At 31.5% G+C, this 15,284-nt stretch carries 11 protein-coding genes and 1 pseudogene; 1 reads left to right on the top strand and 11 read right to left on the bottom strand.

Annotated features, from left to right (window positions below; translation table 11 throughout):
- The first annotated feature begins 219 nt into the window (after positions 1-219).
- A complete protein-coding gene (locus tag CLJU_RS09960) occupies positions 220-1,524 on the top strand; it encodes a DUF2334 domain-containing protein (protein ID WP_013238684.1) in 1,305 nt (434 codons plus the stop codon).
- Positions 1,525-1,554: 30 nt separating this feature from the next.
- Here CLJU_RS09960 and CLJU_RS09955 read toward each other — a convergent pair whose 3' ends face one another.
- From CLJU_RS09955 to CLJU_RS09905, 11 genes and pseudogenes are all read right to left on the bottom strand, one after another.
- Positions 1,555-2,901, bottom strand: a complete 1,347-nt coding sequence (locus CLJU_RS09955; RefSeq protein ID WP_013238683.1) for a [Fe-Fe] hydrogenase large subunit C-terminal domain-containing protein — start codon at positions 2,899-2,901, stop codon at positions 1,555-1,557.
- A gap of 194 nt (positions 2,902-3,095) precedes the next feature.
- The gene (locus CLJU_RS09950) at positions 3,096-5,741 is read right to left on the bottom strand and encodes a penicillin-binding transpeptidase domain-containing protein (RefSeq protein WP_013238682.1); all 2,646 of its coding nucleotides are present in this window, start codon (positions 5,739-5,741) and stop codon (positions 3,096-3,098) included.
- Between the two features lie 159 nt (positions 5,742-5,900).
- Entirely contained in the window at positions 5,901-6,797 is an 897-nt protein-coding gene (locus CLJU_RS09945) for a deoxyribonuclease IV (RefSeq protein ID WP_013238681.1), read from the bottom strand.
- 127 nt (positions 6,798-6,924) lie between these two features.
- Positions 6,925-7,788: an EamA family transporter gene (locus CLJU_RS09940; RefSeq protein ID WP_013238680.1), complete on the bottom strand. Its 864-nt coding sequence runs from the start codon at positions 7,786-7,788 to the stop codon at positions 6,925-6,927.
- 73 nt (positions 7,789-7,861) lie between these two features.
- Entirely contained in the window at positions 7,862-8,308 is a 447-nt protein-coding gene (locus CLJU_RS09935) for a helix-turn-helix domain-containing protein (protein WP_013238679.1), read from the bottom strand.
- A gap of 369 nt (positions 8,309-8,677) precedes the next feature.
- A complete protein-coding gene (locus tag CLJU_RS09930) occupies positions 8,678-10,573 on the bottom strand; it encodes a sigma-54-dependent Fis family transcriptional regulator (protein WP_049781884.1) in 1,896 nt (631 codons plus the stop codon).
- 220 nt (positions 10,574-10,793) lie between these two features.
- Positions 10,794-11,480, bottom strand: a complete 687-nt coding sequence (locus tag CLJU_RS09925) for a HesA/MoeB/ThiF family protein (protein WP_013238677.1) — start codon at positions 11,478-11,480, stop codon at positions 10,794-10,796.
- A 2-nt stretch (positions 11,481-11,482) separates the two neighbouring features.
- A complete protein-coding gene (locus CLJU_RS09920; RefSeq protein WP_013238676.1) occupies positions 11,483-11,707 on the bottom strand; it encodes a MoaD/ThiS family protein in 225 nt (74 codons plus the stop codon).
- Between the two features lie 92 nt (positions 11,708-11,799).
- Complete coding sequence (locus tag CLJU_RS09915) at positions 11,800-13,623, bottom strand: aldehyde ferredoxin oxidoreductase family protein (protein WP_013238675.1); 1,824 nt, start codon at positions 13,621-13,623, stop codon at positions 11,800-11,802.
- Between the two features lie 138 nt (positions 13,624-13,761).
- Positions 13,762-14,781: pseudogene (locus tag CLJU_RS09910) on the bottom strand (sigma-54 interaction domain-containing protein); the annotation flags it as partial.
- Between the two features lie 2 nt (positions 14,782-14,783).
- Entirely contained in the window at positions 14,784-15,215 is a 432-nt protein-coding gene (locus tag CLJU_RS09905) for an MOSC domain-containing protein (RefSeq protein WP_013238673.1), read from the bottom strand.
- Positions 15,216-15,284 lie beyond the last annotated feature (69 nt).

Below are 15,284 nucleotides of genomic sequence, written 5' to 3'. Positions count from 1 at the left end.
TATATTATAACATAAAATTATTTTACTCACCTAAATAGACCTGTATTTAATCCTTATGTAATTTGCACCATATAAGTTAAATTTAACTTAATACATATATTTCTATAAAAGCAATATAATAAATAGTATTAAAGTATTATTTTTGAAAGAAGTGATATTATTAGAAGCCGTAAATTTATTATATTAACAATTATAATTGCACTTACTGTTTTTACATTATTGGGTGCGATAATTTTTAAAAGCAGTATTTTTAATGTAAAAGGCAGCTCCAGCTATAAAAATTTTTCATTAGACAGCTTCGACTTAAAAAAAGCACCTATAAACTTAGTTTATGAAAACAAAAAAATTAAGATTGACTTACCTATAGGTGTAAAAAGCAACATATATTACATACCTGTAAATGAAATAGTATCTAATTTAGATGGAAAATTTTCAATAAAACATGGGAAAGCTGAATTAAATTTTCTCTCAACACGTTCTCTTATTGATACTAAAAGGGCTACTTATAAAATAAATGGAACAACACATAAGTTAAGACACAAAGTATTTTTAAAACAAAACATTTTATATATATCCCTATTTGATTTTACCAATATGTTTAACTTAAAAACTTATTGGAATGAAAAAAGTTCAGAAATTTGCTTTTACAAAAATAAGGATATAGTTACCTTAAGTACTACCCCTGTAAAGAAGAAAGCAGCTTTACTAAGATTAGAAGACATTTCTGCAGGAGGACTTTACAACTCCCATGAAACCTTAGAAAAATTGCGGATAGTAACTGATTATTTATATGCTAAAGGAACAATATTTTACGTTGCCTGGGTTCCAAGATATGTTGATCCTTCCATGAATATAGACAACAATTTATTGGAAAAAAATAATATGTTTAATGCTGACTTTGTATTTACACTGGATTACATGATAAATAAAAATGGTATTTTAGGACTTCATGGATACACTCATCAATATGGAAATACAAAAAGCATTGACGCAATAGAATTTCACCGAAGTAAAAAAGATAATATTCCAGCAAGTGCTGAATATGCTAAGGATAGAATTAGTAAGGCTATAGGGACAGCAAAGGCATTGGATATAAATTGTGATTTTTTTGAAGCACCCCATTATGCCATACTACCCGAACAAATGACAGCAATAGAAAAGTCCTTCAACTATATGTATGAACCTTATTCAATAAATGGAGGTTTTACAGAATCCAAACATATTGTAAAGTTTGAAAACAGTCATAGAAAAGCTGTTTACATTCCAACTCCCTTAGGATATGTAGATGGTAAAAATGATTGTAGAAATATGTTGAATAAAATAAGGGAAATAAATGACAATACGATTGCAAGTTTATTCTACCACCCCTACATTGAGTTTGACTATATAAATCTTTCAATAGAGAAAAATGGATACCCAACTTATACTTATTCAAGCAATTCACCACTGCACCAGATGGTAGAAGTACTTAATAAAAAGGGATATAACTTTAATAGTATAGATAATTTGTTAAGAAGCAAATAAATCAACTTATTTGCTTCTTATAATTTCAAATTAAAATTCTCGTTCTAACAGTTCTATTTTTTTCTCATCCTTAAAATCATCTATAGAATGTATATCCAAAGCATGTAATACTCCATGCATGCATTCACTATCTACAGCAACTTTTATTTCAGAATCTTGTGCAAATTTATTTACTCGATCCCTACCTTCATCCTTAAGTACAATTGCTTTGGGACCACCTACACATCCGCCAATGCAGCCCATTCCTTCAATAAAATTAGCTTTTATTTCTCCATTTTGCACCTTGGTAAGCATTTCTCTACATTCTCTAATGCCATTTGCCTGAATTGCACTAAATAGTTTATGCTTTTCAGGGAAAATTCTTTCCACAGCTTCGCTTACTGCAATAGAAACTCCCCCTGTACGAGCATATAATCTTCCACCCCTAGACGCATATTTAGAGGAAAAATCTCCTTCAAGTTTAGATGGAACTATATGAAAAGCATCAAATATATCTCTTAATTCTTCAAAAGTAAGTACGAAATCTATTGCTCCTTTTATGTCTTCTTCCTTTGCCTCAGATTTTTTAGCAATACATGGTCCTATAAACACTACCTTGCAGTAAGGGTTTAACTTTTTAAGTACTCTTCCTCCTGCAACCATTGGAGATACAGAGGGGGATACGTGTTTAACCAAATTACTGTATACCTTTTTTACCATAGCTACCCACATAGGGCAGCAGCAGGAGGTTATCATAAAATCTTTTTCATCTTTTACATGATTGTCAAATTCAATAGACTCCTTTAAAGTAAGCATATCTGCAAAAAATGCCACTTCAATCATATCAGTAAATCCCAGTTTTTTAAAAGCAGTCCTAAGTTGATCCATAGTAACATCTTCGCCAAACTGTCCTATTATGGCAGGAGCCACTATAGCCACAACTGGAGATTTGCTTTTTAAAATATCAGCAAGAGGAATGAACTGAACTTTATCCATTATTCCCCCAGTAGGACAAACATCTACACAAAAACCACAATCGGTACATTTTTCTTTATCTATGTAAGCACAATTTTTCTTATTGTCTATAAAAATTGCATCAAAAGGACATGTTTTTTGACAAAGTATCTCACCTTTTTCATCCACACATTCCATGGAACAGTCTCTAACTTTATTGACTACTTTACCTTCTTGTTTATAAGACTTTATTGCTTTTTTCAAATTTTCTATAAAATTGGAACTATAATCTATATTAGTGCCGCACAACGTAGATATAATCTTACACAATTCCTGTTTATCCATTTTAGACTCTAATAAAAATGACATCACTTCTTCTTCAAAATTTCCACTATAATATGCCTTTATTATGAATTTAAATAGATTCCTATAATCATCTCTCAATTTACACTACATCTCCTCTTAACCATTCATCAAAAACTTGCTCATTACAGTTAATTTTCTCTAATTCAATAGCTTCTAATAACTAATATACTTTCCTTATCTAAAGGATAATACTCACAAATTTTTGTTAAACCTAAAGGAGCATTTAAGTACACTATTCAAACAATGGAATATAGTACTGCAACAATAGACATTCATTTAATTTTATTATTTATATTAAAGTATGAAGAATAAATATCTTTAGCTACAGAAGCTGCACCAACTCCTCCGTGGCCACCATCGAATAAAACCACACATACTGCTATTTCCGGTTTATCACTAGGAGCAAATCCTATATACTCTGCATAGTCCGTTCTTCCAACTTGTTCTTGATTACCAAGACTTTGAGCAGTACCTGTTTTACCTGCTGTACTTTTTGGGAATCCGTTAAATACATGAGCTGCTGTACCATTTTCATTAACGGCATTCATTCCTTCTTTGACAGATTCCAAATTTGCAGCACTGACACCAGTTTTTTTCATAACCTCTGGCTTGATTTTTTCAATTACTTTGCCATCTGTATCTAGATATTGATCTACCAAGTGGAGTTTATATCTAGTACCTCCATTTGCAAGAGTTGCAACATAATTCACTATTTGAAGAGGCGTAAATTGATTTAATCCTTGACCTATAGCAGCATCTTCTATATTTGCAGGTACTTTTAGTTGTGCATTGGCATCTGAAATAGTAATACTATATATTTCATTGATTAAACTATTCATTTGGCTGTCACTTATATCCCTTTTATTATTAACATCCTTTGATGTAAGTTCTGAAAATAATTCCTTATATTTTGATTTGTCAAAAGAACTAGTTCCATTTTTTATACAATCTTTTATAAGATTTTTAATATAATTTTTAATTTGTGTTGTTTCTTTTGAATCATTATCGTTATCATATAAATCTATTGTAACAATTTTGTGTCCGTAGTCATCTTGCCCATTTTTAAGTACAGACATAGTTTTCCAAAGATAAGTACTAGCATAAGCAGTTTTATTCGACACAGTATTATATACCTGCCCAAACTTTTCTGGTATTTCTATTCCCGTAGCAGCTTTAACACTGCTGTTTGGATCTATACCCAATCCAAACTTCCATGCATATTTTGCCAGAATATTATCTCCCAACGCATTTCTAAGCTTTTCTGCCACTGTCATGAAATAGGGGTTACTGGATTTCTCTATGGCACTTATAAGATTTACAACTCCTTGAGGGCCATCCGACTTAAACTCTACTATTTTTCCTCCCTGATCAAATTTTCCTTGATCATCTACAGTAAAATCTGGAGTTATGACTCCAGTTTCAAGACCTGCAATAGCAGTTATGGGTTTAAAAGTAGAACCTGGAGGAATAAGAGATTGAGTAGCATAATTATAAAAAGGTTTTGGATATATATCATATACATCTTTTCTTATAGTGCTATTATTCTTTATGCTCTTATCAATTGGGAAAAGTTCATTTAGTACTTCATCCTCACTTTCTCCTGGATAATTAGCTGTAATTCCTCGTGTTTCAATATATTTTCTACCAAACTGTTCTAAATTAGGGTTAAAATATTCATCATACATTTCTGAAGACAATTTTCCTGGTACTGTAAACAAATTTGGATCATATCTGGGTACCTGAGCCATTGCTATTATTGCTCCCGTATTTACATTTACTGCGACAGCTTCTCCTCTTGTGGCATTTGAAGTATTTGATCCTTGCTGCTCATTAGGATTACTCCTAAGATATGCCAAAGTACTTTCAAGGGAATTTTCTGCTGCTTTTTGTACATTTGTATCTATAGTAAGCTGTACTGTCTGTCCAGGACACGATTCCTTTTTTCCAAGTTCTTCAGTTATTTTTCCATTTTTATCTAGCTTTACTATCCTTCCACCCTTTGATCCTTTTAGTCTGTCTTCAAGAGCTCCTTCAATTCCTGCTTGCCCTACGTAATCACTATTTACATTATATCCTTTTTCTGTATATCTTTCATAACTAGAAGATATTTTTGATATATACCCTAAAAAGTTTGATCCTAAATCTCCATTTGGATAAGATCTTATAGGTTCTGTGGTCACATCCATTCCTGGGAGTTCATTTAATATTTGCAAAAATTTAAAGGCAGTTTCTTTTTTTATATTGCTAGCCACAATAACAGGTTTATACCCTGAAAAGCTATTCATTTTTAAGGTGTCTTTCACAATCATGAGCCTTCTCTGTTGTTCTAGAGGATAAGTATTACTTATACCATATCGTTTCATAAGCTTTTTGAAGGTATCCTCTGGAGACATATTCAAAAGTTCTTTATTAACCTGCACTTTAAGTTCATCATCAGGTATATTCTTGCTTTTTTTCTTGATATTTTTTTCTAATTCCTCATTTAATCCCCGATCTCTTTTGAACTTGATTTCAAGATTTTTTCTTGTATCCTCATCATCACTTCTAAATTCAAATCTATAAGGATTCACTTTTAGTTCAAAATCATCCTGCTGACTTTCGCCACTGTCATCCAATATTTTAAATACCTTATTCATAGTACTAAAAAAAACTTTATCCTGATTATCAGTTTGATTATATATCAACATGTATCCCTGGGTACTGGCAGCTAAAATATTGCCCTTAGAATCCAAAATTTGTCCTCTTGGAGCTATGTCTGAAATTTCTTTTATAGATTTATTACTTGCCTTTTCCTTGTACTCAGCGCCTTGCACTACTTGAAGAAAAAAAAGCCTTATGATTATTGTGGAAAAAATAATTATCATAATTGCTATAAGAATAGTATATCTTGTAATACTAAATCTTTTCTTTTCATTCATAAAATATCTCCCCTAAATTTATATTTCCATACTTTAGTTTATATACAAAAATGATATAAAATGGTAAATAATAAAATTATTGTAACATATAAATTATAACATATAATACATATATTTTTTCCATATATGTGATAATTTATTTAGGGGAGAATTATATTATCAATTTGTAAATATATCTTGTTTAATATTTTCATTAAACTTTTTAGCTTTAAGCATAGCGATTTCATATTTATAGGGAGGTCTTTTTTCACCTTCAGTATTTGCTAAATAAGGTGTTTCTAAAATTTTAGGAACATCTTTTAAATCTTCATGATTTGCTACATAAGAAAGTGCATCAAATCCAATGCTGCCAAATCCAATCATTTCATGCCTGTCTTTTCTACTCCCTTTAGGATTTTTACTGTCATTTAAGTGAATTACTTTTAATCTATCTATACCTACTATATGATCAAACTCATTCAATATCCCGTCAAAATCCTCTGCTACATTATATCCGGCATCGTTAATATGGCAGGTGTCAAGGCAAACTGTAATTTTTTCGTTGTATTTTACTCCATCTATTATTTTTGCAATTTCCTCAAAATTTCTTCCACATTCCGATCCCTTTCCTGCCATCGTTTCAAGAGCTATCTGTACAGTTTGATCTCCAGTTATAACTTCATTTAATCCATTTACAATCTGTGCTATTCCAACTTCCGTACCTGCCCCTACATGGGCACCAGGATGCAGCACAAGCTGTTTTACTTTTTTTATAGCAGAAGACCTCTCTATTTCTTGTCTTAAGAAATTCACTCCAAGTTCAAAAGTAGCAGGCTTTATACTATTTCCAATATTTATTATATAAGGAGCATGAACTACTATTTCATCAATACCATTTTCATTCATCTTTTCTATTGCTTCATCAATTCTAAGCTTTTCTAAAGGTTTTCTAGAAGTATTTTGAGGTGCTCCTGTATAAAACATAAAAGTATTTGCACCATAAGAAAGAGCTTCTTTTACAGAACCTAAAAGCATATCTTTTCCATTCATTGAAACATGTGAACCTATCTTAAGCATGTAATCACCTTTTTCCATAAGTATTTTTATTAAAATTTATACCCTAAGCATTTCTAATACATAATTATACTACAAATCTCAATTATTGTACCAAAAGGATATGTAAATCTATCTTCACAAATGTAAACTATTTTATCAATAGTACTAAAGTACCTATTACAATTATTATTAATCCCCAAAATGACCTTTTCGTAAGTTTTTCTTTTAAAATAAAATATGAAAATACAATTGAAATAACAATACTCAATTTATCTATAGGTACAACTACGCTTGCAAGACCTTTTTGCAGCGCTCTGTAATAGCAAAGCCACGAAGCTCCTGTTGTAATTCCTGAAAGACAAATAAACAAGCAGCTCCTTTTATCAATATTTTTAATTTCATTTTGTTTTTTCGAAACAAAAACTACTGCCCACGCCATAATTAATACAACAATGGTTCTGATTGCAGTTCCTAAATTTGATTCAACTCCACTGATTCCCACTTTTCCAAGAATTGAAGTCAAACTTGCAAACACCGCTGACAGCGCAGCATAAAATAACCATCTGCTATCTACAATTTCTTTGTTTTTCACTTCCTTCTTAGTTATCATCATATATGTGCCTATTCCTATAGCACACATACCAATGAATTTTATCCAAGTAATCTTTTCCCCTAATAAGATAAAAGCTAAAATCATAGTTAATACTGTACTTGATTTATCTATTGGTGTTACTTTATTTACATTCCCAAGCTGAAGAGCCTTAAAATAACAAAGCCATGAAGCTCCTGTTGCCAGTCCTGACAATATCAAAAAAAGTAAACTTTGTCCACTTATTTGATAAATCGTATTTTTGGAACCAACAATAAGAACTATGAGCCATGAAAAAATTAATATAGCAATAGTCCTGATTGCAGTTGCCAGATTAGAATCTGTTTTTTTTATTCCGATCTTAGCTAAAATAGCTGTAATTCCAGCAAAAAATGCTGAACCAAATGCAAATAATACCCACATTAGAATTTCCTTCTTTCTACTTATCCTATTGCTTATACAAAATAATCAACATCTATAATTTTTGATATATAGATTATTTCTTATTGGATTCAAACCTTGAATTTTCCCGCAAATCCCAGAACACTTTAAATTCCAGTCTTTCAACTTCTCTCTGCTGTTTATAACTGATACGCAGCGTGGAATTATCAGGAACTTCTATATCTTTGTCAAGTTGTTTCAGAATTGATTTTATTTTATAACCATGCTCCTTCACTGTTTTCAGCATTTCATCAATTTTATCAAAGAGAGCAGTAGACTCACCCGAAATATCCTCTGAAACAATATATCGTTCATTTTGATTGATGTAATCCATAGAATCTCCAGACGCAATCCAATTTATCAATGCTTGTTTGTTGAAGCGCCATTCACGCCCGATTTTTCTGGCAGGAACATGTTCTTCACGCAATAATTTGATTAAAGTTTTTTCGCTGACTCCTAAAAAATCAATAGCCTGTTCAAGGTTTAATATATTGTTGTCCAAAACGTAACACCTCTCCTTTATTACTTACCTTTTAATAACATTATAGTATAGGTGAACAGCTATATCAACGTAAACTGAATTTAGCATGAATATAACTGAATTTAATCATTGTATAGCATTAATATAATTGATTTAATTATTATTTTCGTTTCTTAGCTTGATGACTATGGGGGTATTACCCCTATAATAAATAATCAAATTTTGTACATAATATTATATGAATCAATATTGATTCCTCTTTGATTAATTTGAGCAAGAAATATTAAAAAAATACCCTATAGAGTATATTAAAAACTCTATAGGGTATTTTTTTATATGACAAAATATAAGCTACTAAAACAATTTTTTTAACCAACATTATAAAAAATTTTATACCTTTATATTATACTTTTCAATCTTGCTGTACAAAGTATTTCTTCTTATACCAAGTGCTTCTGCTGAATGGGTTATATTCCCCTTAAATTTCTTCAACACTTTAATTACATGTTCTTTTTCCACATAATCTAATTTTAGACAGTCATCACTAACATCCACAAGTACCTCATTATCACAATCTTCTTCCGTAAAATAATCTGCAGGTATAGATCCTGTATTCACAATTAGTTCAACCAAATTTTCTAATTCCCTTATGTTCCCAGGCCAGTTGTATTTAATCATTTTCTTCAAGTATTCTTTTGATATAACTGGCTCCTTTTTATTTAATTTTTGTGAAATATTCTTAACAAAATATTGAATAAGAAGAGGTATATCCTTTTTTCTTTCTTTAAGTGTAGGTAAGAATAAAGGCAGCACATTTAATCTGTAATATAAATCCTTTCTAAATCTTCCAACTTCTACTTCCTTTTTCAAATCTCTATTGGTGGCAGCTATAATTCTTACATCTACAGGTATAGGCTTTGAACTTCCAATTGTCGTTATTACACCCTCTTGTACAACCCTTAGAAGCTTTGTCTGCATATCAAGAGGCATTTCTCCAATTTCATCCAACATTATAGTTCCACCATCTGCCAATTTAAATTTTCCAAGATTTCCACCTTTTTTAGCCCCTGTAAAAGCTCCTTCTTCATATCCAAAAAGCTCCGACTCTATAAGTTGTTTAGGGATAGCACCACAATTTAAAGCTATAAATGGTCCATCTACTCTGCTGCTGTAATTATGAATGGATTGTGCAAACACTTCTTTTCCTGTACCACTTTCCCCCATTACAAGTATAGTTGATTTGCTATCTGAAATCTTTTTTGCATAATTTATTACTTTTGTAAAGCTTTCATCCTGGCCGATTATATTATCAAAAGTATAATAAGCCTGTCCATTACTTCTTTTCTTTACCTTTTCGATTTTATCAAAAACATATACTATCTCAACATTATCGTCTTCACAGTTATATATACAGCTAGTAGTTAACTGATATCGAGTTCCGTTTTTCACTACTGCTACATTTGTTTCTTTTAAATCATCTTGCCCTAAACATATCAATGTCTTTATATCATTCCAATTTTCTATGATATCTTCTATTTTATATGTTTGTAATTTACTGTTTGTAATACTAAACATATCTTGAGCTTTTTTATTGCAAATTTTAATTTTTCCATTTATATCAGAACTTACTATAGCAATAGGACTAGAATTAAATATGTTCTCCATATATTTGTAGTTCATATTTTTAATCTTATTGTACTCTTTTACTTTAAGCATTTCTTCTATAGCATTTGATGCTGCTATAACCATACCAAGGGTATGGGAATGTACAAACTCAATATATCCAGTAAGACTCAAAACTCCTATAAGTTTTCCTTTATTATCTTTTATAGGTGCTGCAGAGCATGTCCACTTATGATATGCATTAATAAAATGATCATCTCCAGAAATTTGAACTGGCAGCTTACTCCTTATAACCATGCTCATAGCATTTGTCCCAATATTTTCTTCATCCATAAAAGCTCCCGGCACCATTTTCAAAGAAAAGGCTTCTGAAAGTATTTTTTCATCGCCTAAAGCATTTAATATACATCCTTCTTCGTCTGTAAGTAATACAAAAAAATTAAACTTCTTTACAAAATTAACCAAATGTTCCATATAAGGTGCTGCAGTCAATATCAAATTTCTGTTAGCTGCAAATCTTTTTTGTAATTCAACATCATATATTATTTTTTTACTAAATACCTGATGTGGGTCAATAAGGAACTTTTTGCACCTTTTATGTGAAAGTTCTATATCTGATTTGGATACAACTACATTGCCTAATTTGCAAATAGCTGCATTCATTATAATTCCTCCAATCATAACAACAATTCCAATTCCACTTTTCATTATTATAGGAAAATTCATCTAAACTTAGTGGGATAAACAAAACTCTAAATAGAAAGCGACTATCACCAAATCAAAGATTTGGGATATCTGCTTGCACACAGCGAAAGCGACTATCACCAAATCAAAGATTTGGGATATCTGCTTTTCCCACTAAGTAAGATTCATGGATAAATTTTTACCCAAGTGGAACTATTTCATACTCACTAGAGAGAAGATCCATAAAAGCCATCTTTTTTCTTAAAAGTTCTCCTCTTCCTAAAAGAATCTTTATTACTTCACTTACTTCAATTGAGGCTGCTAAAGCTGGTGTAAATGATGGATTACCCATTTCCTTTTCGATTCCTTTGGCTGTTTGTTTATCTACATTATAAATCTTGTTTAAGGTATCATCTCCTGGAAATATAGTAGTAACTTGAGCATACCATCCTGCTATAGCTCCATGAACCATTGGTATATTAAGTTTTTTGCAGCTGCGTTGAAGTAATAATCTCGCTGGTATGCTGTCAAGAGCATCTACTACCACATCGTGATTACTTAAAATACTGCAGGCATTATCTTCTAAAAGCATTTTTCCTAATGCTTTTACCTCTATTAGTGGATTTACTTTTTCCATTCTAAGCTTTGCTTCCAGTGCTTTACTAAAACCTATAGTATCTGTACTTGAAAGTATTTGCCTATTTAAATTAGATTCTTCAAATACGTCTCCATCTACTGCAGTAATACTTCCTATTCCTATTCTTCCAAGCATTTCAATAACATAACCACCAATTCCTCCACAGCCTACAACACAAACTTTAAAGTTCTTTAAGTTATCATTTTCTTCTTTTGACAGGGTTTTCATGTTTCTAACATAGCGTTCCAAATTTAACCGCCTCCTACTGGTGGGAACAATGATAAGACATCATTGTCATTAAGTTCTGTATTTGCTTTACCATCCCTACCATTTATAAGTAAAATAGCTACTTCTTCTTCGTTAATATTTATCTTTTTAAATATATCTGCAGGTGTTACAGGATCGTCAAATTCTAAAAACAATTTTTTATCTCTACCTTCTCTAAAGTAAGCAAATAATCTAACTTCTATTTTCAAGTTTCCACCTCCTTAGGCTAAGAAAATAGACTTCATATACAGAGACAAGATGTCTTTTTTAATACATGAAGTCTAATCTCTAATTAATCAAACTAAAGCTTACCTACGTATTCATCTAATCCTAATTTCTTTAACGTTTCCTCTGTAGGAATACCATTTTTATCCCATCCACGTACTGAATAATATTCAGGTAGTAGTACATCTAACTTATGAACTTCTCCTTTTGATGGTCCTTCTGGAATTTGTTCTTCAAGCAATCTCTTTGGAAGAGTATCCTGTGAACTATCTATGCCTGCCTTTAAGTTAAATATTTTTTCTAAAGTCCATATTCTATCTCCAGCTAACATTAAAGAATTTACATCATGTAATTCTCCACCAACTACTGCATTATACATATCAACATAATCCTGTGCACCAAGACCAAATGTTGTAAAAATACATAATCCAAGTGAATCTATAACAGCTGTTAAATCATGGAATACTCTAGCATATCCTGCTTTTCCTTCCACTGCAAGTCTATCAAGTTTTTCTGGATAGCCAAGTATTTCAGGACTTACCATATATCCCTTAATGTGACATCCTCCCCTATTGTTAACAGCATAAGTAATACCATGTCCCTGTATTCCTCTTGGGTCATATGCTGGAAGTTCCTGTTTTTTTACAGTCATTGAATACTCAGGTACACCGTATGAGTCACAAAGTCTGTATGAACCATCTGCCATCTTGTCTCCAAATCCTTCTCTAAGTCCCATTTTCTTTACCCATTCAACCATGGACTTAGCATCTCCCCAATTAAGTGACAATCCATCTGCTGCTATTTCTTCATCCTTAATATAACCTCTTTGATAAAGTTCCATAGCTGCTGCAATAGTACATCCTGCTGTAATGGTATCTAATCCATATTCATTACACAACATATTTGCTGTATTTACAGCATTTATATCGTATACATCACAATCAGATCCAAATGACCATAATGTTTCATATTCTGGTCCTCCACATTCAGTTCCATCATCAAGTTTTACCCATCTTCCACAGGCAATTGGACACCTATAGCAAGGATTTTTTCTAACTAAGCAATCTTTAGTTAAAGTTTCTCCACTGATCTTATCTGCTTGATCTGTATAAGATTTTTGAAAATTCTTTACTGGATGTACACCATTTTCATTTATAATATTAACAAGTACAGCTGTTCCGTATGTTGGAAGTCCTCCACCAGCTACTGGATCTTTTCTTAAAATATTTGTTTTCTCAAGTGCTACTTCCTTCACTTTTTGTTCATCAAATAATTTTACTTTTCCGCTTCCTTTAACTACAATAGCTTTTAAGTTCTTTGAACCCATAACAGCTCCAACACCACCACGTCCTGCTGTTCTATCAACATCATTCATAACTGCTGCCATAAGTGATAACTTTTCCCCAGCTGGTCCTATGCATAAAACCTTAGCTCTCGAATCTGTTTCCTGTTGAAGCATTTTTGTAGTTTCTTCTGTTAGTTTTCCCCAAACATGAGAAGCATCCCTAAATTCTACTTTATCATCTACTATATTTACATAAACTTCTTTATCAGATTTACCTTCAACGATTATCATATCGTATCCAGCTGCTTTGAATTCTGCTCCCCATTTTCCACCTGAATTTGCAATAGCAATAGTTCCTGTTAAAGGTGATTTAGTAACTACCATGAATCTTCCGCTTGTTGGAACAGGTGCACCTGTAAGTGGTCCCGCTGCTATAATAAATTTGTTATCAGGTGATAATGGATCTACCTTTGGATCTACTTCGTCAAATAAGGTTTTTACGCCTAACCCTCTTGCACCTATAAATTTTTTAGCTTTGTCAATTTTCAATTCTTCCACTATATAAGTTTTACTACTTAGATTAATTCTTAATACCTTACCCTTATATCCGTACATAAAAACCCTCCTAAAAAAATTGATTATTCAAACAATTATATATATAGCATAAACCATGCCAATAATAAAATATTGTGTTTTGAGGGTATTGCGCCAAGCAAACTGTTCCATCTTGGTGCAATTTTGTTCCATTTCAGATCATTGTTCTGTTTCGGAACATTCTATGTGATACTTTTCCATCTTCCTATATAAGGTGTTTCTTCCAATCCCCATTGCCTTAGCTGCTAAACTTATATTTCCTCTGAAGCTTTTAAGAACCTTTATAATATGATTTTTTTCTACATCTTCAAGCTTCATACTTTCAAAATTCATAGAACCTTCAGCAACTTTATTGTTTCCAACTACAAAAGTTTTATGTAGTTTAAGTATATAATCTGGAATCTTTTCTGTATTTACTATAAGTTCAACAACGTTTTCTAATTCTCTTATATTCCCAGGCCAATCATATTCCATAAATTTATTCATTACAGTACTATCAATTTTAAACTTATTCTTGTTTAGCTTCTTACTTACTTTAGTCATATAGTAATCTATCAAAATAGGGATATCTTCTTTTCTATCTCTTAAAGGTGGAAGCCATAGAGGAAGTACATTAAGTCTATAAAATAAATCCTTTCTAAAGCTTCCCTTTTTTACTTCCTCTTGTAAGTCTTTATTTGTAGCTGCTATAATTCTAACATCTACAGGAATCTGCTTAGAACCTCCAACTCTGCTTACAACACCTTCTTCTATAACCCTTAAAAGTCTTACTTGTGTCTCTAATGACATTTCACCTATTTCATCTAAAAAAATAGTTCCACCATGAGCTAATTCAAATTTACCAGCATTACCACCCTTTTTAGCTCCTGTAAAAGCCCCTTCTTCATAGCCAAGCAACTCTGACTCAATAAGATTTGATGGTATAGCGCCACAATTTACTGCAATAAAGATTTTACCTCTTCTACTACTTAAATTATGTATAGCTTGTGCAAAGATTTCTTTACCTGTACCACTCTCACCAGTTATCAATACAGTAGATGTACTATCAGATATTTTTTTTGCATATTCTATTACGCTTACAAAATTTTTACTTTTTCCTATTATCTTATCAAAAGTATATATAGCACAACTTTGAGATATCTTTTTTACTGATTTTCTATATACTTTTTCATTATCACTTTTCATATTATTTCAATTTTATCTCCTCTTTTAATCCATCCAGAACTTAACACTTTAGCAAATACGCATTCTCTAGTCATAACACAGTCATCTGCTAATTTTCTTCTTTCACAGCCTTTATGACACTGTTTTCCAACTTCAGTAATTTCTAAAACAGCTTCACCTATTTTCATTTTTGTACCAACAGACAACTTATATAGATCTAAACCAAAGGTAGTAAGATTTTCAGTAAATTTAACTGTACAAAAGCCATCTATTCCTGATTTTTTTATCTTATCAATGCTTTCCTGTCCCAGTAAACTCACCTGTCTATCTAATTTTCCTGCATGAATATCTCCTACAAGACCATGATTTATTTCAAAATATCCCTTTTCAATATCCTTCTTAACAACTCCTTTCTCCTCACCTATATTTATCAATAAAATACTAGGCATCCAAGTATCTCCCTTCATGCAACTTATCTTTTAAGACTCATATGTAACAGAATACAAATATTTGTCTTC

The organism is Clostridium ljungdahlii DSM 13528 (assembly GCF_000143685.1).
Taxonomy (GTDB): domain Bacteria; phylum Bacillota; class Clostridia; order Clostridiales; family Clostridiaceae; genus Clostridium_B; species Clostridium_B ljungdahlii.
The sequence above is the reverse complement of the archived record's forward strand: the minus strand, read 5'-3'. Positions and strand labels throughout refer to the sequence as shown.